Origin of the sequence: uncultured Chitinibacter sp. (assembly GCF_945957625.1) — a bacterium.
In the GTDB taxonomy this organism is placed as follows: Bacteria; Pseudomonadota; Gammaproteobacteria; order Burkholderiales; family Chitinibacteraceae; genus Chitinibacter; species Chitinibacter tainanensis.
This window is the reverse complement of record NZ_CAMFLP010000008.1, coordinates 130595-151156: the sequence shown is the minus strand read 5'-3', so window position 1 is coordinate 151156 and position 20562 is coordinate 130595. Positions and strand designations below refer to the sequence as shown.

Annotated in this window: 22 protein-coding genes; 6 read left to right on the top strand and 16 right to left on the bottom strand. The window is 56.9% G+C overall.

Annotated elements, in window-relative coordinates:
* Positions 1-18: 18 nt before the first annotated feature.
* Positions 19-921 carry a LysR family transcriptional regulator gene (locus QV747_RS10970; protein ID WP_273430703.1) on the bottom strand — a complete coding sequence of 301 codons (903 nt, stop codon included), beginning with the start codon at positions 919-921 and terminating at the stop codon, positions 19-21.
* Between the two features lie 107 nt (positions 922-1028).
* Here QV747_RS10970 and QV747_RS10965 point away from each other — a divergent pair, with 107 nt between their 5' ends.
* Both QV747_RS10965 and QV747_RS10960 read left to right on the top strand, forming a co-directional pair.
* Positions 1029-2132, top strand: a complete 1104-nt coding sequence (locus tag QV747_RS10965) for an alkene reductase (RefSeq protein ID WP_273430705.1) — start codon at positions 1029-1031, stop codon at positions 2130-2132.
* 67 nt (positions 2133-2199) lie between these two features.
* Positions 2200-3219, top strand: a complete 1020-nt coding sequence (locus QV747_RS10960) for a zinc-binding alcohol dehydrogenase family protein (protein ID WP_273430706.1) — start codon at positions 2200-2202, stop codon at positions 3217-3219.
* Between the two features lie 3 nt (positions 3220-3222).
* Here QV747_RS10960 and QV747_RS10955 read toward each other — a convergent pair whose 3' ends face one another.
* From QV747_RS10955 to rbsK, 6 genes are all read right to left on the bottom strand, one after another.
* Positions 3223-4242, bottom strand: a complete 1020-nt coding sequence (locus QV747_RS10955) for a LacI family DNA-binding transcriptional regulator (RefSeq protein WP_273430708.1) — start codon at positions 4240-4242, stop codon at positions 3223-3225.
* A gap of 80 nt (positions 4243-4322) precedes the next feature.
* A complete protein-coding gene (gene rbsB / locus QV747_RS10950; protein WP_047394489.1) occupies positions 4323-5252 on the bottom strand; it encodes a ribose ABC transporter substrate-binding protein RbsB in 930 nt (309 codons plus the stop codon).
* 78 nt (positions 5253-5330) lie between these two features.
* A complete protein-coding gene (locus QV747_RS10945) occupies positions 5331-6269 on the bottom strand; it encodes an ABC transporter permease (RefSeq protein WP_273430711.1) in 939 nt (312 codons plus the stop codon).
* On the bottom strand, positions 6266-7741 hold the full coding sequence (locus QV747_RS10940; RefSeq protein WP_047394492.1) for a sugar ABC transporter ATP-binding protein: 1476 nt from the start codon (positions 7739-7741) through the stop codon (positions 6266-6268). Before QV747_RS10940 ends, QV747_RS10945 begins: the two co-directional genes overlap by 4 nt.
* 10 nt (positions 7742-7751) lie before the next feature.
* On the bottom strand, positions 7752-8150 hold the full coding sequence (rbsD, locus tag QV747_RS10935) for a D-ribose pyranase (protein WP_273430713.1): 399 nt from the start codon (positions 8148-8150) through the stop codon (positions 7752-7754).
* Positions 8147-9049, bottom strand: a complete 903-nt coding sequence (gene rbsK, locus QV747_RS10930; protein ID WP_273430715.1) for a ribokinase — start codon at positions 9047-9049, stop codon at positions 8147-8149. The genes rbsD and rbsK overlap by 4 nt, the downstream gene beginning before the upstream one ends.
* Positions 9050-9369: 320 nt before the next feature.
* Here rbsK and QV747_RS10925 point away from each other — a divergent pair, with 320 nt between their 5' ends.
* Entirely contained in the window at positions 9370-9885 is a 516-nt protein-coding gene (locus QV747_RS10925) for a YgjP-like metallopeptidase domain-containing protein (RefSeq protein ID WP_273430718.1), read from the top strand.
* A gap of 90 nt (positions 9886-9975) precedes the next feature.
* Here QV747_RS10925 and QV747_RS10920 read toward each other — a convergent pair whose 3' ends face one another.
* From QV747_RS10920 to QV747_RS10880, 9 genes are all read right to left on the bottom strand, one after another.
* Positions 9976-10284 carry a hypothetical protein gene (locus QV747_RS10920; protein WP_273430720.1) on the bottom strand — a complete coding sequence of 103 codons (309 nt, stop codon included), beginning with the start codon at positions 10282-10284 and terminating at the stop codon, positions 9976-9978.
* A 29-nt stretch (positions 10285-10313) separates the two neighbouring features.
* On the bottom strand, positions 10314-10562 hold the full coding sequence (locus QV747_RS10915; RefSeq protein ID WP_273430722.1) for a DUF4304 domain-containing protein: 249 nt from the start codon (positions 10560-10562) through the stop codon (positions 10314-10316).
* A 178-nt stretch (positions 10563-10740) separates the two neighbouring features.
* On the bottom strand, positions 10741-11259 hold the full coding sequence (locus QV747_RS10910) for a DUF2199 domain-containing protein (protein WP_273430724.1): 519 nt from the start codon (positions 11257-11259) through the stop codon (positions 10741-10743).
* A 102-nt stretch (positions 11260-11361) separates the two neighbouring features.
* The gene (locus QV747_RS10905; protein ID WP_273430725.1) at positions 11362-11811 is read right to left on the bottom strand and encodes a contact-dependent growth inhibition system immunity protein; all 450 of its coding nucleotides are present in this window, start codon (positions 11809-11811) and stop codon (positions 11362-11364) included.
* Positions 11812-11877: 66 nt separating this feature from the next.
* A complete protein-coding gene (locus QV747_RS10900; RefSeq protein ID WP_273430727.1) occupies positions 11878-12018 on the bottom strand; it encodes a hypothetical protein in 141 nt (46 codons plus the stop codon).
* 96 nt (positions 12019-12114) lie between these two features.
* Positions 12115-12678: an elongation factor P gene (locus QV747_RS10895; RefSeq protein ID WP_028448548.1), complete on the bottom strand. Its 564-nt coding sequence runs from the start codon at positions 12676-12678 to the stop codon at positions 12115-12117.
* Between the two features lie 72 nt (positions 12679-12750).
* Positions 12751-13890: an elongation factor P maturation arginine rhamnosyltransferase EarP gene (gene earP, locus QV747_RS10890; protein WP_273430729.1), complete on the bottom strand. Its 1140-nt coding sequence runs from the start codon at positions 13888-13890 to the stop codon at positions 12751-12753.
* Between the two features lie 36 nt (positions 13891-13926).
* Positions 13927-14844, bottom strand: a complete 918-nt coding sequence (locus QV747_RS10885) for a lytic transglycosylase domain-containing protein (protein WP_273430731.1) — start codon at positions 14842-14844, stop codon at positions 13927-13929.
* 97 nt (positions 14845-14941) lie between these two features.
* A complete protein-coding gene (locus QV747_RS10880; RefSeq protein WP_273430732.1) occupies positions 14942-16345 on the bottom strand; it encodes a UDP-glucose/GDP-mannose dehydrogenase family protein in 1404 nt (467 codons plus the stop codon).
* A gap of 210 nt (positions 16346-16555) precedes the next feature.
* On the opposite strand from QV747_RS10880, the gene QV747_RS10875 reads away from it, so the two are divergent.
* The 3 genes from QV747_RS10875 (at position 16556) to QV747_RS10865 (ending at position 20391) form a co-directional block, all read left to right on the top strand.
* The gene (locus QV747_RS10875) at positions 16556-18073 is read left to right on the top strand and encodes a hypothetical protein (protein WP_273430734.1); all 1518 of its coding nucleotides are present in this window, start codon (positions 16556-16558) and stop codon (positions 18071-18073) included.
* Positions 18057-19643 (top strand): diguanylate cyclase, encoded by a 1587-nt coding sequence (locus QV747_RS10870; RefSeq protein ID WP_273430736.1) that lies wholly within the window; start codon positions 18057-18059, stop codon positions 19641-19643. Before QV747_RS10875 ends, QV747_RS10870 begins: the two co-directional genes overlap by 17 nt.
* 91 nt (positions 19644-19734) lie before the next feature.
* Positions 19735-20391, top strand: a complete 657-nt coding sequence (locus tag QV747_RS10865; protein ID WP_273430738.1) for an OmpA family protein — start codon at positions 19735-19737, stop codon at positions 20389-20391.
* Positions 20392-20562: the final 171 nt, after the last annotated feature.

Sequence of the window (20562 nt, the reverse complement as noted above, 5' to 3'; positions counted from 1 at the left end):
TTATTAATATCTACAAAGCTATACCCCAGCGTATGCAGCACAGCAGCTTTGCAAATGCTGGCGCAATGCCTGCACCAGCGGGCTGAGCTGGCGGCGATCGGCGCAGACTAAATACAGCGGCGCCAATTCCCCCTGCCAGTCAGTCAACAGCGGCAGCAGGCGCCCGGCAGCTAAATCGGCCGCCACATCCAGCCATGATTTATAGGCTAGACCATGCCCGGCCAAGGCCCAGCGACGCACCACATCGCCGTCGGCCGAAAAGCGGCGCGCGGCGATCTGCACTTGCGCGCTTTCAGTGCCCCGGTAAAACCGCCAGCGCGGGTGGGTTTGCTCGCCCAGCTGAAAGCTCAAACAAGCATGCGCGCTGATCTCAGCTGGGCTGGCCGGTGCGCCATGGGCGGCCACATAGGCTGGCGCGGCGCACAGCACCCGGCGGTTGTGCGCGGCCAGCGGCAGCGCCACCAAGCCCGAATCCGCCGGCTCGCCATAGCGTATCGCCACATCCACCGGGCTGCGATAAATATTTGTAAGCCGGTCAGTGAGCTCAAGGCGCAGCTCAACCGCCGGATGCCGCGCCAGAAATTCATCCAGCCAGGGCAGCAGCACATTGCGGCCTAAATCCGAAGGCACCGACAGCTGCAAAACCCCGGCGATTTGTTGCTGGCCGGCCTGCAGGGCCAGTTGGCCCGCGCGGATTTCTTCCACCGCCTGGCGCGCATGCCCCAAAAATAACTCGCCGGCCGGGGTGAGCCGCAAATGGCGGGTCGATCGTGTGAGCAAGGGCACGCCCAGCTCGGCTTCCAGCCGCTTGAGCATGGCACTGGCCACTGCGGACGATAAATCCAGCTGCCGCGCCGCTTGCGACAAACTACCAACAGCGGCCGTGCAGAGTAATAACTCAAGTTCGCGCAGAAATTTCATCGGCTTATTTTCAAATAAATATTGAAATTGATTATACAAGCTTGTGATTGATTGAAAATCATGGCCGACGGATGATGATGGCCAGACAAACCCACGCGAGATTGGCCATGTACCCTACCCTGCTTAGCCCCACCGCCCTCGGGCCACTGCCGCTCAACAACCGTCTGGTCTTAGCGCCCATGACCCGCTGCCGCACCAGCCAACCTGGTGATGTGCCGAACGCCCTGATGGCCGAGTATTACGCGCAGCGCGCTAGCGCCGGCTTGCTGATCACCGAAGCCAGCCAGATCTCGGCGCAAGGTCAGGGTTATAGCTATACCCCCGGGATCTATACGCCGGAACAGATTGCAGGCTGGCGCCTGGTGACCGATACCGTGCATCAAGCTGGCGGCAAGATTTTTCTGCAACTGTGGCACGTCGGGCGAATGTCACATGCGGCCTTTCAAAATGGCGGCCTGCCGGTAGCGCCCTCGGCGATTAACCCGCAAGCCCAAATCTGGCTAGCGGACGAGCACGGCCAGGGCCGGATGGTGGATTGCCCCACCCCACGGGCGCTAACGCTAGAGGAAATCCCCGGCCTGATCGCCGATTATGTGCAGGCTGCGCGTAACGCCATGGCCGCCGGCTTTGACGGCGTGGAAATCCACGCCGCCAACGGCTATCTACTGGATCAATTTTTACGCACCACCGCCAATCAGCGCACCGATGCCTATGGCGGCAGTCAGGCCAATCGCTTGCGGCTTTTGTTAGAAGTGAGCCAAGCCATTAGTACAGCCATTGGCGCCGAGCGCGTGGGGGTACGGCTGGCGCCTTACATCACCGCCCGCGGTATGGCCTGCCCGGACATTATTCCCACGATTCTGGCGGCCGCCACGGCGCTGGATGCGCTGAATGTCGCCTATCTGCATTTATCGGAAGCCGATTGGGATGATGCGCCAAGTATTCCCGAACATTTCCGGCGCCAGCTGCGCGAGCAATTTCGTGGCCGCCTGATTTGCGCCGGCCGCTATACCGCCGCGCAGGCCGAATCGTTGCTACAAGCAGGCTGGGCCGATTTGGTGGCCTTTGGCCGGCCATTTATCGCCAACCCCGATTTACCCGCTCGCTTTACCAATGGCTGGCCACTGGCCCAGTTTGACCCCAGCACGCTATTTGGCGGCGATGCCCGTGGCTACACCGATTACCCCGCCTATGCAGGCGCGGCCGCTTAGGCCGGCGCCCACGTGACTAAAGGCGATATGGCTTTACAGATTAAATTAAATAACTAAGGAATTCATCATGCGTGCTGTTGCTTACCAAACCCCACACCCCATTGATCACCCCGCGGCTTTGCTCGATATCGAGCTGCCGACCCCCTCGCCGCAAGGGCGCGATATTTTGGTAGCCGTTCAGGCGATTGCCGTTAATCCGGTCGATACCAAAGTGCGCGCCAATCGCTCCGCAGCCGCGGGCGAATGGGTCACCCTCGGCTGGGATGCCAGCGGGATTGTTGAAGCCGTAGGCCCCGACGTCGTAGGCTTTCGCCCCGGCGATCGGGTTTGGTATGCCGGCGATTTGCAACGCGCCGGCAGTTACGCCGAGTATCAGCTGGTGGATGAGCGGCTAGTGGGCCACATGCCGCACTCGCTGGATTTTGCCACCGCCGCCTCGCTGCCCCTCACCGCCATCACCGCGTGGGAAATGCTGTTTGATCGCCTGCAATTGCGCCGGGATGATCCAACTCCCGGGCAGCTGCTAGTTATTGGCGCGGCCGGGGGCGTGGGCTCGATCATGGTGCAGCTGGCGCGACAACTGACTAACTTCACCGTAATTGGCACCGCCTCACGGGTCAGCACGCAAGAATGGGTGCTCGCGGCTGGCGCGCATCATGTGATTGATCACAGCCAGCCTCTGGCGCCACAGCTCTCTGAACTAGGCTTTGCGCAGGTCAGCCATGTGGTATGCCTAACACATACCGACGAGCACTACGCGCAAATCGTCGAGATCTTGGCACCGCAAGGGCATTTCGGGCTGATTGATGACCCGGCCACCTTACTGGATATCCGTCTGCTGAAACGTAAAAGCATTGCTCTGTATTGGGAGCTGATGTTTACCCGCTCGCTGTATCAAACCGCCGATATGGCTGCCCAGCAAGCGCTGCTAAATCAGGTGGCGCAGCTGGTGGATGCGGGCCAGCTCAAGCCCACAGTGGGCGAGCATTTCGGTCTGATCAATGCCGCCAATTTGCGCCGCGCCCATGCCCTGCTGGAAAGCGGGCAGGCCCGAGGCAAGATTGTCTTGAGTGGCTTTGCCGGCTAAGGCTTAAGCCGGTAGCGGATAGGGCTGGCGCCAATTGATGTGCGCCGGCACCCAGGCCGCACTCACCGGCTCACCCGCCAGCAGCGCCTGAATGCGGGCCAGGCCTTGGGCGGCCAGGCCGGCGCTGTCTTGCACCACCGCATTGATCGGCCGCGGTAGGCAATCGAGCAAGCGATGATCATCAAAGCTCATTAAATACCGCGGTGCAGTGCGAAAGTGATCATGCTGATTCATAAATTCCAGCACACCTTCCAGCAGCGAAATCGAGGCGGTAAAAATCGCCTGCGGATACCGCCCCAGCTGGGCATAGCATTCCTGCATCATTTCCAGACCACTATGCTGCTGATAATCACGGTGATAAATCAGCGCCGCATCAGCGGATTTGCCCGCCGCTTGCCAGGCCTGATTAAAGCCAGCCAGACGATCAATACTGGGCGACAAATCCTTTTGCCCGCCAAAATAGGCAATCTCGTTCACCCCTTGCGCCAAAGTCTGGCTAATCAGCTCGCAAACCGGGGTTTGCGCATCGCTCACCACAAATGGCAACGGGCTATCGATCACGCGCCGATCCAGCAACACCAGCGGCAAACGCTTGGCCCACTTGGCATAGAGCTTGGCCTGATTGGTGCAAGGCACCAGCAGCAAGCCATCCACCTGCCGCGCCAGCAGTTGCTCCACCGCTTTGACTTCCATCTCGGCGTCATCGTTGCTGCTCACCACAAAAAGCTGAAAACCGGCATCGCGGCACAGGGGTTCCAGCGTTTGCGCCAACATGGCGTGGGCAAAGTTGGTTAATTCGGGAATCACCAAGCCCAGCGTGCCGCTGCGGCGCGAGCGCAGTAGTCGCGCCGAAGCCGAGGGCTGAAAATGATGCTCCGCAGCCACCTGCTGCACGCGGGCCACAGTAGCTGGCGCGATGCGGTATTGCTCGGCGCGGCCATTTAAAATCATGCTGGCCGTGGTTTTCGACACCCCGGCTAGCGCCGCAATATCGGCAATGGTGAGGCGCTGATAGGCCGTCATCACAACTCCAAACACAAGGGCCGAGCCCCAACAGGGTGGGTCTCGGCCAAGGTCACAATCAAGGGCACAGGCCCGGCGGATTATTGTTTCACCAGATCCAGCGGTACCGGGATAAATTTGTCCACGGCTTCGCCTTTGCTCAGTTTCACGGCCGTATCCACACCCATTTTACCGATCAGCTCAGGTTTTTGTTGCACGGTGGCCGCCATTTGGCCGGCTTTAACCGCGGCAACCGCATCGGCCGTGGCATCAAAGCCCACCACGATCACGTCTTTTTTGCCGGCTGCTTCCAGCGCTTTCAGCGCACCTAAAGCCATTTCGTCATTGTGGGCAAAGACACCTTTGATGTCTTTATTGCCTTGCAAGATGTTCTCCATCACCGACAGCCCTTTGGCGCGATCAAAATCTGCCGCCTGTTTGGCCGCCAGTTTCAGCTCAGGCTTACCATCCACCACGCTGTGAAAACCCTGGCCACGCTCGCGGGCCGCAGATGAGCCGGGAATTCCTTCCAGCTCAACGATATTGCCTTTGCCGCCGATTTTTTCCAGCAAAAATTCTGCGGCCATTTTGCCGCCAGCGACATTGTCGGAAGCGATGTGGGCATTCACTTCTGCGCCATTCACGCTGCGATCGAGCGACACCACCTTAATGCCGGCGTTCAGCGCTTCTTTTACCACCCCGGCCACGGCAGCCGAATCGGCAGGGTTAATCAAAATCACCTGCACTTTTTTCTGGATCAGATCTTCGATATTGGCGATCTGTTTGGCCGAATCATCCTGCGCATCCACGGTGATCAGTTTCACGCCCTGCGCTTTGGCTTCGGCATCGGCGCCATCACGCAGTGCAACAAAGAATGGGTTATTTTGGGTGGAGATCGCCAAACCCACGCTCAGCTGGCTGCTGGCGGCAGCTGGCTCGCTCGCGGCTTGGGTTTCGGGGCCCTGTTTCGAACACGCCACCAAAGCAGTGGCCAACAAACCGAGCAGTAAAGGGGTAAGTACGCGTTTCATAGCTGACTCCAATCAGAGAAGAAAATCTGCCGGTCTCCGGCGACGGGCCGGCAGTTGGTTTTTTACTGAACTACCGCACTACTTCTTGCCAGCTCGGTCAAGCAAGACCGCCAGCAGAATCACCACACCCTTGATCACCTGCTGGTAGAAGGACGACACGCCCAGCAGATTCAAGCCGTTATTCAAAATCCCGATCAGCAAAGCGCCGACCAGCGTGCCGAAGATCCAGCCACGGCCACCGGTCAGGCTGGTACCGCCGAGCACCACCGCCGCAATCGCATCCAGCTCATAGCCCGTACCGGCAGTCGGTTGGGCCGAATTCAGCCGCGAGGTCAGAATCATGCCGGCCGTGGCGGCCATGGCGCCGGAGAGGGTGTACACCCACACCTTGATCTGGCCGGTTTTGATGCCCGAAAGAACGGCGGCTTCTTCATTGCCACCCACGGCATACACATGGCGGCCAAATACGGTACGTTTAAGCACAAACCAGAACACGCCAAACATCACCACCATGATCACCACTGGCACCGGGATCAACCCCGCCACATAGCCGCCACCCAACATGGTGAAAAAGTCGCTATCCAGCCCGGTAATCGGACGACCTTCGGAGAACACCAGCGCCAAACCGCGCAAAATGGTCATCGTGCCCAGCGTGGCAATAAAGGGCGCAACCTTGCCTTTACTAATCACCAAGCCATTCACCATCCCCATGCCGGCACCAGCCAACACGCCCAGCCCAGTGGCGGCCACCGGATCAATACCGTGGCTGATCATCAGCGCGGTCAGCACCGACGACAGCGCCAGAATCGAGCCCACCGACAGATCAATCCCGCCCAGCAAAATCACTAGCGTCATGCCAAAAGCGATCAGCGCATTGATCGATACCTGCCGGAACACATTCAGCAAATTGCCTAGGGTGAGAAAATCGGGGCTGGTGATGGCCAGGCCCGCCGCCAGCACCAGGAGCGCCAGAAATGGCCCGAGTTTTTGTAGTGTTGCTTTCTGTTGTACGTTCATTGCAAACCTCCTGTCGCTGCAGTCATCACCGTTTCCGCATCGGGCTGGGTAAAGATCCCGGCCTGACGTCCTTGGTGCATTACCAACACGCGATCACTCATCGCCAGTACCTCGGGCAACTCGGATGACACCATCACGATCGCCACACCAGACTGAGCCAATTCATTGATAATTTGATAGATTTCGGCCTTGCCACCCACATCGACCCCACGGGTGGGCTCATCGAGCAGCAGCACCTTGGGCGCAATACCCAGCCATTTGGCAAACACCACCTTTTGCTGGTTACCACCGGAAAGTGCTTTGACTTCCAGCTCTGCATCGCGGGTGCGGATATGCATGCGCTCGATTTCGCGCTGCACGGCTGCCAGCTGCTGCGCCGAGTTGATTACTCCCCAGCGGGCGTAGTGGCCCAGATTGGCCAGTGTGGCGTTTTCCCGCACCGACATTCCCAGCACCAAGCCCTGCCCTTTGCGATCTTCGGTCACAAAGCCGATCCCGGCGGCAATGGCCTGATGGGGCGCACTGGCCTGCAGCGGCTGGCCATCGAGCTCAATCTCGCCGGCCAGGCGCCGGTTCAGGCCAAAAATCGTGCGCAAAATTTCGCTACGCCCCGAGCCCATCAGGCCGGCAATGCCCAGCACTTCGCCCGCCCGCACCGCAAACTCGATGCCGCTGATGCTGGCATCGGCCAGATTACGCACCTGCAGGCGAATCTCGCCCAGCTCGGCCTTGCGCGCCGGAAAGCGATCACCGATCTCGCGCCCCACCATCAGGCGCACGATCTCGTCAAAGCTGGTGTGGGCAATCACCCGCTCGCCCACAAACTGGCCATCGCGCAGCACCGAAATTTTGTCGCAAACGCGGAAAATCTCTTCCATCCGGTGCGAGACATACACAATGCCCACGCCGCGCGCTTTCAAATCGGCAATGATGCTAAACAGCCGCTCGGTTTCCCGCTCGGACAGCGCCGCGGTGGGCTCATCCATAATCAGCACTTGGGCATTGAGCGACAGTGCCTTGGCGATTTCCACCATTTGCTGCTGGCCAATCGATAGGCTGCCGGCCTCGGCATCCGGGTCGAGATTATCGATGCCCAACAGCTGCAGGTATTCCAGACATTGGCGGCGCAATTGCCGGCTATCAATCACGCCAAAGCGGCGTGGCTCGCGGCCCAGAAACATGTTTTCCATCACCGAGAGCTGCGGAATCAGATTGAGCTCTTGGTGAATAATCGCGATGCCCTGCCGCTCGGCATCGCTGGTGTTACGGATGGGGGTATCTTTACCATCGACAGCAATACTGCCGCTGTCAGCCTGATACACCCCGCATAAGATCTTCATCAGCGTGGATTTACCCGCGCCGTTTTCGCCCATCAGCGCGTGAATCTCGCCGCGTTCCAGCGCGAAATCCACGCCTTCCAGCACTTTCACCGGGCCGAAGGCTTTGCTGATGCCTTGCATCTTGATCAACATGGCCCGCCTCCTAGAAGATCACGCCCGAATACAGCACGATATTGGCGTAGGGGCTGGCTTCGCCGGTGCGGATAATCGCCTTGGCCTGCTGGCTCAGCCGCTTAAACTCGCTATGCGGCACATAGTCCACCTGCACGCCTTCTGCCGCCATGCTTGCCGCCTGCGCCGCTACCGCGGGATTAGCGCTCTGGCACTCGCTGGCCAATACCGCGCGCTCCACCTGAAAATCGGCCAAGATGCTGTGCAGCGTGGCGAAATAGCTCGGTGCGCCCAGTGTCACCGCCAGATCAATGCATTCCACCCCCGGCGGAATCGGCAAGCCACAGTCGGCAATCACCACGCAATCGGTGTGCCCCATACTGGCCAGCACGCGGCTAATATCGCGATTTAAATGTCCATGCTTTTTCATGCTGCGCCTCCTTGTACGGCCAGAAAGGCCTGCAACTGCGCCAGTGTGGGCATGCCGCCCTGCGCCCCTGCGCGGGTCACCGACAAAGCCGCGGCGGCACAAGCCAACCGGGCGGCCGCAGGCAAGCCCTGCGCCCAAAACGCAGCCAAGGCACCATTAAAGGTATCGCCCGCGCCGGTGGTATCCACCGCCTCGACCGGGAAGCTGGTTTGCTGCTGTAGCTTGCCCTCTGGCGTGGTAAACCATGCGCCGGCAGCGCCCGCCGTCATCAAAATCCGGCCCGGCTGGCTGGCCAGCACGGCTTGCCATTCGGCCTCGGGGCGTTCAAACACCACGCCCAGCTCAAATTCATTCGGAGTTAACAAGCTCACCTGCGCCAGCAATTCGGCCGACAAGGGCTGCGCCGGCGCGGGGTTCAGCAGCAAGGGTTTGCCCCATTTGCTGGCCAGCGCGGCCACCTGCTCGATGGTGGCCAGCGGCGTTTCCAGCTGCGCCACAATCACATCGGCCGCAGCAAACTCAGCCTCTGCGGCCACGATATCAGCCGGGGTGAGCAAGGCATTGGCGCCGGGCACCACGATAATGGAGTTATCACTGCCCGCCAGCGTAATCAGCGCGATGCCGCTGGCACTATTGGCGGTGGGCAATACCCAGCGGGTATCCACCCCCTCGGCTTGCAAGCCCGCCAGCAATTGCTGCCCAAACGCATCATCACCCACGCGGCCCAGCATGGTAACTTGCGCCCCCAGCCGTGCGGCGGCCACCGCCTGATTCGCCCCTTTGCCACCGTGATAGGTCGCAAAATGCGAGCCCAGCAGCGTTTCGCCCAAGCGCGGGTACTGACCTACCTGCGCCACCAAATCCATATTGATACTGCCTACGACCAGAACCTTCGCCATTACCGCCTCCATTAACCAGCTAATTCGGTTTAGGTGTGTTGTGAAGCCATGCTAAACCGTAATCAGCAAGTAGAATTGATTTATATCAACGAATGTAGTGCCGCAATATAAACTACATCCCTAATGCGAAAATCATGTATCGCCGCCGCCAATCTCAAGCGCGCCTGCATGCTCGCAGCGCCGCAGCCCCGATTAGTGGCAAAGCGCACCAAGGGTATAAGCCCATAATGATTAAAATGATTGATTTAGCAGGATATACCCAGGTGGGTATCTGGCATGACGGCAGGAAGGCAAGCCGCTGGCTGTGGTAAAATGCGGGCATGAATAGCGCCCTGAAATACATCGCCCACTACCCCGCCCCCTTGCAGGAACAAGTAGTCGGCCTGATCGAAAAACAACAGTTAGCCCCGCATCTGGCCCGCAAATACCCAGCCCGCCACCAGATTCAGACCGATAAAGCGCTGTATGAGTACGCCAGCGCGCTCAAAAACGACTATCTGCGCAATGCCCCACCGCTGGCCAAGGTGCAATACGATGGCAAGCTCAATACCGTGCAGCACGCGCTGGGGCTCAACACCCAGATCGCCCGGGTGCAGGGCAATAAGCTCAAAAGCAAAAATGAAATCCGCATCGCCACACTCTTTCGCACCACTGCACCCGAATTTTTGCGCATGATCGTGGTGCACGAGCTAGCCCACCTGAAAGTCAAAGCTCACGACAAAGCCTTTTACCAGCTCTGCCAGCATATAGAGCCCCATTATCTGCAATACGAATTTGATTTACGCTTGCACTTAATCGCGCTGGAATTGGGCTTGGTGGATGGCGAGGCCCGCTGAAAAGCGGGGTTGAGTTAGCCACAGCATGTAAGCAGTGAGGGGCTTTCGCGCTAAAGGCTGGCAAGCGTAGCGCCTACTTTTAGAAACTCACTACAAAGAAATGTTGTTTTTTAACGCCCAAGCGTGGAAGTGCGTTTTTGTTGCAGGTCTCTCAGCTATTGCTTGCTGAATTCTTTTGGCCGCCTCCACTTTGCCATGCGTAAGTAAAGCGGCGCAAATAGAAACTAAAGATGGAGAATCTTTCAAAGCCTCTGAGATTTCAGCCACATCGGAATGAGCATGAAGCCAAGGTAAACCGAAGGAACCTAATTTCTCTACCACATCCGAGGAAATTAAAAAACAAATCTGAAGTTGAATCAAGCTCCCACCAATAGTCTTGCCCGCAAAAAAGCTTGCCAAGCCGCTTTCTTATGGTGGCGTCGTATTCTTTAGGTTTCCCATCCGCAGGATGCTTGACCATCTAAAGCCGCAATAGCAGGGACATATACTCCGACATTGATTGTAAATTTGCCTTGGCAGCCTACGTTACTGGTACTGGCCTGCAGATTAATAATCAGCCAGTTCTCGCCTTGCATTAAATGCCAAGTACGGCCTGACTTTTTGAAACCATGCCGCTTCAGAAAATCAGCAATTCCAAGCTTAATTACTCCATCAATAAGGTCGGCAATTTTTCTCACACAAACCCCGAGCATGCAATATAAATAGACGTTTTACTAAGGCGACTGGCGATTTCTGACTCACACCAACCATTGCTTGAATATAATCAATACATCTCTGCAACCGTAACCAGTGGCAGCTTTCGACCCAAAGCGGAAGTCAGGCGACTTACGTTAAGTTTGCGAAATTTAAGATAGTTTAATTTGAACCAACATGCTCGCAACATGCCATCAGCGCATAAATCTCCGCTACTCGCTCAACAGAAATACCAGTTCTTTGCTCAATAGCCAAAGGGTGTTCGGTTGGTTCTAGCTGAATGTAGGGGCGAATTCCATCGTCGCGGAGGTGTACCTTTGTTTTAAGATTCATGGTATCAGGGTACGGTTTTAACCATGCATCGAGCCACCCAAGAAATGGTCTAACATGAGCGCGTTGAGGTTCCTCATAGTGCTTTAGCCATTCAAGATGACTAATCTGACTAATGGATACCCAGACTCCCCAAGAGAAAGGCCCCGCTTCTCCGTGAACAGGAATTTCAATGCAACCACGAACGAAAAAATACTCGCCATCAATTACACAGTCATCGCTTCCTAAATCACAACGAGCCTCACGTTCATCTACTGGAACCGCGTAGTAACTCAACGGTGCAGACGCCCCAAAACTTGGCATACCTTCGTGAATTTGTCCACAAGTAGCACATTGAAAGGCAAATGACATTGTAGATACCTGATTCCTACAGCATTGGAAGTTAACTTAAAGTGGCCGCACTTTGCCATATATTACTAGTTTCGACCCGCTACGCACACGAGGTGTTCAGCATTATGCGCTAAACGTTTTAACTGCAAGAAATGACTCAATATCTTTTCTTAGTTGTCTATCCGAATTGAACGACACATCATCCGACATCATCGCAGTTGCACGCAGAACGATTTTGCTAAGCTGTTTCATTTCACGAGGGTATGAATGCCAGAATTTTTTCTCAATTCGCATCATCGCCACGAGTAAATCACCTTGATAGTAATCGCCTTCAAGTAAAGGATTTTTTTCGAGATAACTAAGTGCGAGTGGGACAAGGAACCTTTCACCAATGCCTTGAGTGATAAGCGTTCTACAATCACCAGCCGAGAGGTTCGCAAGTGGAGTCCTCCTTAGTGCGTGACATCGGGCAACTATCGGAGAGCTATCCTCTGGGGCGGCAGGCCAAATATAGCCTTCAAGTTCCTCAAGAGTTTGAAATTTCTCATCTTTATTTTGCCGTGCAGATTTCAAATTTCCTCCAACTATAAATACTAACTTCCGCTTCTGGCCGACTGCAGCCCCCTCCACCTCGCCCGATCAGCGAAATAGAAAATAATAAATCACATACAGCCAGCTCAAAAAGCCATGCACGATGGCCCAGAGGATGGAATGATTGGTGCTCCAAGAGAGCGCAACGGCGATCACGGTGCCCAGGCTAAAGCCGCCAAACAGACGCATGTTGTGGTCCTTTTCAAATTCGGTAGTTGATAGCCCATACATTGCCATAAAAAAAGCCACCTTGCGGTGGCTTTTTTGGGGCTTAGCAAAAAACGCTTAGGCGCGTTTTTTGAATTCCAGAGTGCGGGTGTCGATCTCGATTTTGTCGCCGATTTCGATGAAGGCCGCTACTGGCAGTTCCAGATCAGAGCCTTTCAGTTTGGCTGGCTTCATTACTTTGCCTGAAGTGTCGCCACGCACGGCTGGCTCGGTGTATTCCACTTCGCGCACAACAACGGTTGGCAGCTCTACAGAGATGGCTTTGCCTTCGTAGAAAGTCACTTCACATTTGTCTTCCATGCCGTCAACGATCAGGCCGAGGGTGTCGCCGAGGTTTTCAGCTTCAACTTCGTACTGGTTGAATTCTTCGTCCATGAAGACGTACATTGGGTCAGCGAAGTAGCTGTAAGTACAAGCCAGGCGGTCCAGAACAACCACGTCCAGTTTGTCATCTGATTTGTAAACCACTTCTGAGCCTTGGCCTGACAACAGACCTTTAGACTTCATTTTCACCACCGAAGCATTGCGGCCTGATTTTGAAAATTCGGTTTTTTGCACAACCCAAGGTTGGCCGTCGACCATGATCACGTTACCAGCGCGTACTTCGTGTGCGGTTTTGATTGCCATTGCGATTACCTGCGTTTGATTGAACGATTTCGCGAAAAAATCGATGTTGAAAATTGAAAAATCCCACTATTTTACCTTGGATTCAACGAATCTGACCAGATTCGTCGCAAGATCACCCAGTTGGCGCAAACTTTGCTGCCATTGGCGTGCATGTTCGGCCAAAGTCGGGCAATGCGCACGATAGGCGCCCCAGGCGGTGGCCAGATCTCCATCGGTATTCCAGCCGTCCATCATTCCTTGCACCGCAGCGCGCGCGGCGGGCGGTAGCTGGGCCAGATATAGCGCGAGAAACGCGGCTAGTTTTTCCAGGTGTGCGCCTTCGTCTTGCGGATAGATATGCCAGATCAGCGGCTTGGCGGCCCATTGCGCGCGCACGAACGAATCTTCGCCACGCACAAAATTGACATCGCAGCTCCACAATAGCAGGTCGTAATCATCTTGGCTAAGCATGGGCAGCGGGCACAGCCACAGCTGGCCTTGCCGATATACCCCATCTAGGTGTTGCTCTAAACCCAAAGCCTGATAATCAATTATCGCCGATACCCTACCTTCGGGCACCAACAACACCGTAGCCTGTGGGGCAGTAATTAGGCTGGCTAACCAAGGATTGAGTGCAGCTGGCTCGTAGGCAAACAGCGACACCAACAGCGCATCATCCGGCAGCGCCTGCGCGCCCACATACGGCGCCAGCCAGCGGCGCGCGGCGGTGTCGTTCCATGCCGCCTGTGCGCTCCGCTGCTGCGCTTCGCTGGGCAAGCCGCCGGTTTGGGCGGTAAAGCCGGGAAAAAAGAAATATTTCGCCATGCCCTGCTGCGGGGAAGGCAGGCAGTGACAACCGGCCACCCAGTCTTCGGCGCTAAGGTATTCCAGATTCAGCCACACCGGCGGCGTGGGCCGCGCGCGCATGGCGGCCAGATAGGCGGCTGGCAGCTCGCAGGCAAAAGCTTCGATCACCACGGCAGCAGCGGGGCCGGCCTGCGCGGGGCTGAGCTCGGCTGGCCAATGGCAGACCTGCACGCCTTCAAGCGTTTGTGTGACCAGCTGGGGCACGATTTCGGGGCGGATGCGGGCAAAGCTGGCCAGATCATCGACCCAGAGCGTGACATTCAGGCCAAATTCAGCCACCAGCTGCCGCGCCAGCCGCCAGCACACGCCAATATCGCCGTAGTTATCCACCACCCGACAGAAAATCGCCCAATCCTTCACCGCATTTGCTTCCGCTAACCAAAGCGCGAGTGTAGCTTATTGCCAGCGTTTGAGCTTGGCGCTGGCGCTGTAGCGGTATTGATCGGGGCGATGAATCGCTGGCGGATACAGGCGCTGAATCTTGTTCACATATTGGCGGGTTTCCGGATACGGCGGTACGCCGCGATAGCGATCCACTGTGCCCTCGCCGGCGTTATACGCGGCCGATACCAGATCAATCCGCCCTTGATAGCGGTCAAGCAATACGCGCAAATAGCGTATGCCGCCTTTGACGTTCTGGCTGACATTAAACACATCTTGTACCTGAAAACGTTCAGCGGTATCGGGGATGAGCTGCATCACGCCCATCGCCTGCTTGGGTGAAATGGCATCGGGGCGCAGCTGCGATTCCACCAAGGCAATGCTGAGCGCAAAATCGGGGTCGACCCCGTACCAGCGGGCGAGCTGGCTAATAATGCGGGCGGTTTTCTTTTGCGCCTGGCTCAGTGCCACCTGGCTGGCCGGCACCGGCACCACGGGCGCTTTGGCCGGTGCGACATCGGCTAAAACGCAGGGAGGTAATTGTTCGCCGCGAAATGCCACGGTTTCGAGCATATCTTGCGCTTGCTGATGCCCCTGCGCCGCCGCCACGGCAAACAGGCTGGCTGCCGCAGTGCGATCGGCCGGCACGCCAAGGCCAAAGGCATACAGCATGCCGAGCCGGTATTGCGCCTCCAGCTCGCCCTGCCGGGCGGCGCGACAATATTGCAACGCCGCCTGCCACGGATCAGCCGCTTCTTGCTGCGTGAGCGCGGGCAAGGGGCTGGCGGCTGGGATGGCTTGGGCGCTGGCGCTATTGCCACGCACGGCGGGCGCAGCGAGCGCCACGCCGCTCAGACCGGCGAGCAGCACCAGCGTGGTTAGCCCGACCCTAGCAGATCGCCCACTCACCCCGCACTTGCTTTTCTCACGCATCGCCTGCCCCTTATTCCACCCGCATACAGGTTGCGGAGTGTAGCGTAAGCCGGCGCTGCGCTTGTAAGAAAAGTGCGTTAAAGGTCGTTTTTAGCGCCTAGTCGGCCACCGCCAGCGACTGATCGGCGCTCGCAGGCTCAGCCAACACCACGGGGGCCGCAAAGGTGCCCAGATTAATTTGCTCGCGCCCGATCGGGAAATAGCTCAGCCCCTCGGCACGCAGGCGTTTGGGCTCGTAGAGATTGCGGCCATCGAAAATAATCGGCGTACGCAGCGCGGCCTTAATGGCCGGAAAATCAGGGCTGCGAAAGGCTTTCCACTCGGTCACGATAATCAGTGCATCCGCCTGTGACAGCGCATCGAGCGGCAAATCGCTAAAGCGGATGCCGGCGCAACCGGCTAAAAGTTCGCGGGCTTTGTCATTGGCAACCGGATCATGCGCGCACAGCGTAGCGCCACGCGCCAGCAAGGCTTCGATCAGCACCATGCTCGGGGCTTCGCGCAAATCATCGGTTTCGGGCTTAAAGGCCAGCCCCCACAGCGCAAAATGCCGGCCGCGCAAATCAGGGCCAAAATGAGCCAGGATTTTCTCCAGCAGTACTGTTTTTTGCCGGGCATTGGTTTCATCCACTGCCGCGAGAATATTCAGCGTGCGCCCATGCTGGCTGGCGGTGCGCTGGAGCGCTTGCACATCTTTCGGGAAACACGAGCCGCCATAGCCCACGCCCGGATACAAAAAGTGATAGCCAATGCGCGGATCAGAGCCGATGCCTTTACGCACCCATTCGATGTCGGCGCCTAGCACTTCAGCCAGATTGGCCAGCTCATTCATAAAGGAAATGCGTGTGGCCAGCATGGCATTGGCGGCGTATTTGGTGAGCTCGGCCGAGCGGATATCCATCGCCAAAATCCGGTCGTGATTGCGCACCAGCGGCGCGTAAATCGACTGCATCAGGTCTTTGGCGGTTTCGTCATCGGTGCCGATGACGATCCGGTCGGGGCGCATAAAGTCATCAATCGCGGCGCCCTCTTTCAAAAATTCGGGGTTGGATACCACGCTAAAACTGCTGCGTTTGCCGCGTAAATCCAGCTGCAGCTGAATCGCCTCGCGGACCAGATCAGCGGTGCCCACCGGCACGGTGGATTTATTCACGATGACTTTGTATTCATTCATGTGCTGGCCGATATTGCTGGCGGCGGCCAACACATATTGCAGATCGGCCGAGCCGTCTTCATCCGGTGGCGTGCCAACGGCGATAAATTGAATGGTGCCATGCGCCACCGATTCGGCGATATCGCTGGTAAAGCGCAAACGGTTGGCCGCGACATTGCGGCTGATCAGCGCATCCAGCCCCGGCTCGTAAATCGGCACCCCGCCCGCCTGCAGCTGGGCAACCTTGGCCTCATCCAGATCCAAACAAACCACCTCGTTACCGTATTCGGCCAAACAGGCCCCGGTAACCAGCCCCACATAGCCCGATCCAATGACAGTAATCCGCATCGCACTCGCTCCACAGTGAATTGGGCATAGTTGTACGGCATCGCGGTGACAGTTCGACGACACAAAAAAGAACAAAAAATGACATTTTCTTGGCAAATCAACGACATTGTGCCGTTAAACTGCGCTACCGCCTTCCCCCAACTGCGGTTTGATGACGAATCGACTAATCTGAAAACCCCTACTGCGCCCCGAGCGCCGGAGTTCACAGGCATGCCGCACGAGGATGTAAACGCGCAATTACAAGCGTTTACCGATCAGATTCAGCATGGGCATAGTCATACCACCCTGCCACTACTGCTGACGTATCTGCGTGAACACCGCGCAGATCAAGGCGTGCGCGCACATACCCACTATTTGATCGCCTGGGCAAGCTGGGGGGTAAATGATTTTGCCACGGCGCAGCGGCATATCCGCCAGGCGCTGCGCTGGATGGATCAGCACGCTACCTTGTATCTGCGCGCTTTGCTCATGCAGGCGCAAATCCAGCTGGCGCTGGATCGCTTTTTGCCGGCGCTCGATACTCAACTTCAAGTGTTGCAACTGACCGACGGCGAGCAAGACCCGGACATCGTGGCGCAGGCCTATTTGGGCGTGGGCAATTATTTTCAGGTGCAGGGTAAACATGATCAGGCGCTAACCTGTTACGAGCATGCCTATGATTTTGCGCTACGCAGTGCAGAATTTGAGATCGAGCTTAAAGCCGCGAATTACCTGCTTTCGCTGTATTGCAGCGAGTGTTACACCGCGGAAGCCGAGAAAATCCTGCAAGATTGCTGGGCCAAACTCTATCACCGCCAAGAAGTCGACCCGGCACAAAAAGCCAGCTTGCATCACTATCAGGGTATGGTGCTCTTGCAGCAGCAGCGCTTTAATGCCGCGCTGGAGCAGCTGAATATTTCACTGCAAATCAATCAGCAATTTAATTTCTTGTGGGGGCAAACGCAGAATCGTATCCAGCTTGCCCAGCTGCATGCTAGCCAGCAGCGCTATAACACTGCCATCGGTCAGCTGGAAACGGCGGTGTTTACCGCGTCGCTGTTTGATCAGGGTTTGCTGCAGCAAAAAATCTGCGGCCATATCCGCGATATTCATGTTGAAGCCGAAAACTATGCTGCAGCGCTCGCCGCCCAAGAGGCTTACCATCATTTTGCGCTGCGCAATGAGCAGCTGTTTGTGCTGAAAAATCAGGAAAAACATCAGCGCCAATTGCGCACGCTGGAGCACCAGCTAGCCCAGATCAAACAACGCCAGCTGGTGCGAGGGCTAGAGCAAAAAATCCAGCGCCTAGAAGCCACGCTGCAAGCCAAAGCCACGCTCGACCCAGTCACGCAGGCCTATTTACCAGCGCAGCTGGCGCAGGTGTATCCGGCGCAGCGCTTGCCTGCTTGTTTGCTGCGCATTAATGCACTGGGGCAGCTGAACGAGCAACTGGGCCCCTTGCGTACCGATTTATTACTGCAAAAGCTGCATCATTTACTCACGCACGAAGTGCTGGCGGCCACGCAAAAAATCTACCGATTACCAGGCTTTGGCTTTTTGCTGCACCCGGTAGGCGAAGGCGCTTGGCAGCAAGCGCTGCCCGAGAGTCTGCAGCAGGCCTTAAGCCCCTACCCGCTTAGCCTAACTTTGCAAACGGTACTGTTTGATACCACCCACTATACCGTCGAGCCGCTCAGCACTCTGTGGGAATGGCCAGCCAGCGGAGGCGAAGATGGCACCTTGGCCTGAATACAAAGCGCTGTTGCAGCAAGCCATCCACCAGCCCTATAGCCTGTTGCCCGAGCTACCCGCGCGACGCAAAGCCGCCAGCAGCATCAGCGAGCGGCAAGTATTGATGCTGCTGCATGGCATTGCCTTGGCCAATACCTGGCAATACGCCGCCGCCGAGCCCCTGCTTACCCGCGCCACCCTGTATGGCCGCAGGCAGAAACAGTATTTTGCGCTTGATTACGGGCTAGATGCCTTGGCCAGCCTGTATCTGGTGCAAGGCAATGTTGATAAAGCCATGCAGACCTGGATGGCCTGTTTCGAGCTGGGGCTTAAAACCCGTGATCGCAATGCCATCATGCTGGCCCACTTGGGCGTGGGCAAAACCTATTTTGGCCTGCATGACTTTCACAATGCCAAAAACCACCATCTGGCCACCGTGGATATTGTCTGCAGCCTGCCCAACCATCAATCCAGCTGCGAAGCCTATGTGTGTCTGGCGGTCGATCTGATCAAGCTGTGCGAATTTGCCAAAGCCGCCGCCACGCTGGAAGTCGCCCGCCAATACCTGCCATGGGCGCGTCACCCCAAGCGCAGCACCTGTGAAATCGAGCTGTACTTTGGCATGACACTGGCCGGTAGCGAGCTTTATCCGGCCGCGCAATTACACTTCGAGCGAGCCATTGAGCTGGCGACGGAAGCGGATTTCAGCTGGGGGCTGGCCTTGGCCGAGCTGGAAAGCGGTAAGGTCTGGCACCAGGCCGGCGATGACGACCGCGCGCTCACGCATTTAGCGCGCAGCGAGGCATTGGCCAGCGCCTTGCAATCGAGCCTGTTTTTACGCCAATGCCACGAGCTGCAATACCAAATCCATAAAGACCGGGGTGACTATCTGGCGGCGCTGACGCATATGCAAACTTATACCCAGCTCAGCCTGCAAGCGCAGCGCGAAAGCGGCAAAATGGCGCCTTCATCGCGGGTATTGAAAAAGCTCCGGCAATACGAAGCGCAACTGGAACTCGCTACCTCACAAGAAGAAAACGTCGAGCTCACCAGCCGCCTGCGCAAACACCAGGATTTAATCGCCCAGCTAACCCAGAAAGCCGAAACCGACGCCCTTACCGGTGTGTTTAACCGCCGCGCGCTCGATCAGCGCATTGTGCGCGAATTTGAGCTGGCCGATTTGCAGCAGCAAGATTTCAGCCTGCTGATGATCGATCTGGATCATTTCAAAGCGGTGAATGATCAGTTTTCGCACCAGATGGGCGATAAAGTGCTGCAAGCGGCGGCCCAGCTCATTGTGCGCGCCTGCCGGCAAGGTGAATTTGTAGCGCGCTATGGGGGCGAAGAGTTTTGCGTGCTGCTGCCCGGTGCACCACTCGCCGCAGCCAGCAATGTGGCGGAACGAATCCGGCTGCAGTTGGCCCAATTTGCCTGGGCGCAGCTCGGCGATGGCCCGGCCCGTATGAGCTGTAGTATCGGCGCCGCCTGCCGCCAAGCTGGCGAAGACAGCGCGAGCTTACTCAAGCGCGCCGATCTACATCTATATCAGGCCAAAGCTGCGGGGCGCGACCGCGTATTTGCTGCCTAGCCGGCTAGTTCACACCGGATATGCCAATTAGTTACAGATAAATTCATAAACTTTGGGTAAATTCCGCACATTAACGACAAGGAGCTGCAAGATGAAACAGAAAATCCTGACCGCCGTAATCGCCGCCAGCGTTGCCCTCAGTGGTTGCGCCAACCTGACGCCAGAACAGCAAGGGGCGATGATTGGTGCCCTCGGCGGTGCAGCTGCCGGCGCGGTGATTAGTAAAGCGTCTAAAGGCAGCCACACTGGCCGCGATGCAGCCATTGGCGCCGCGATTGGTGCGATTGGTGGTTATGCTTGGTCTGCGCACATGGAAAAACAGCGCAAAGAAATGGAAGAAGCGACCAAAAACACCGGTATTGAAGTGAGCAAAACCCCAAATAACGAGCTGAAGCTGGATGTGCCTAGCGATTTCTCGTTTGATACCGGCAAATACTCGATCAAACCGAATATGCGCCCGATTCTGGATAAACTCGGCCAAACGCTGAACCAGAATGCCGTGACGCAAGTGCGCATTGTGGGCCACACCGACAATACCGGTAGCGATGCCATCAATAATCCGCTGTCGGTCAACCGGGCCGGCGCCGTGCAGGAATATCTGCTGCAACGTGGCGTAGCCGGTGGCCGCATGCGCATTGAAGGCCGTGGTTCTTACGAGCCAGTGGCAGATAACAGCACCGTGGCCGGTCGCGCCCAAAACCGCCGTGTAGAAATCTTCGTGGCTGAGCCTGCACAAGCTCAGCAATAAATTGGCCTAGCGCCGAGCAAGCCAGCCTACGGGCTGGCTTTTTTTCGTTCTGCAGAAGCAACTTTCCTCTTACGCCAGCCGCGGCAAGCAGCGCACAGTTCGACGGGCTCTTGATTTTCAAAAAACCGGCAATCATCTAGGGATTAACAACCCTAATCCAAGGAGGGCCTT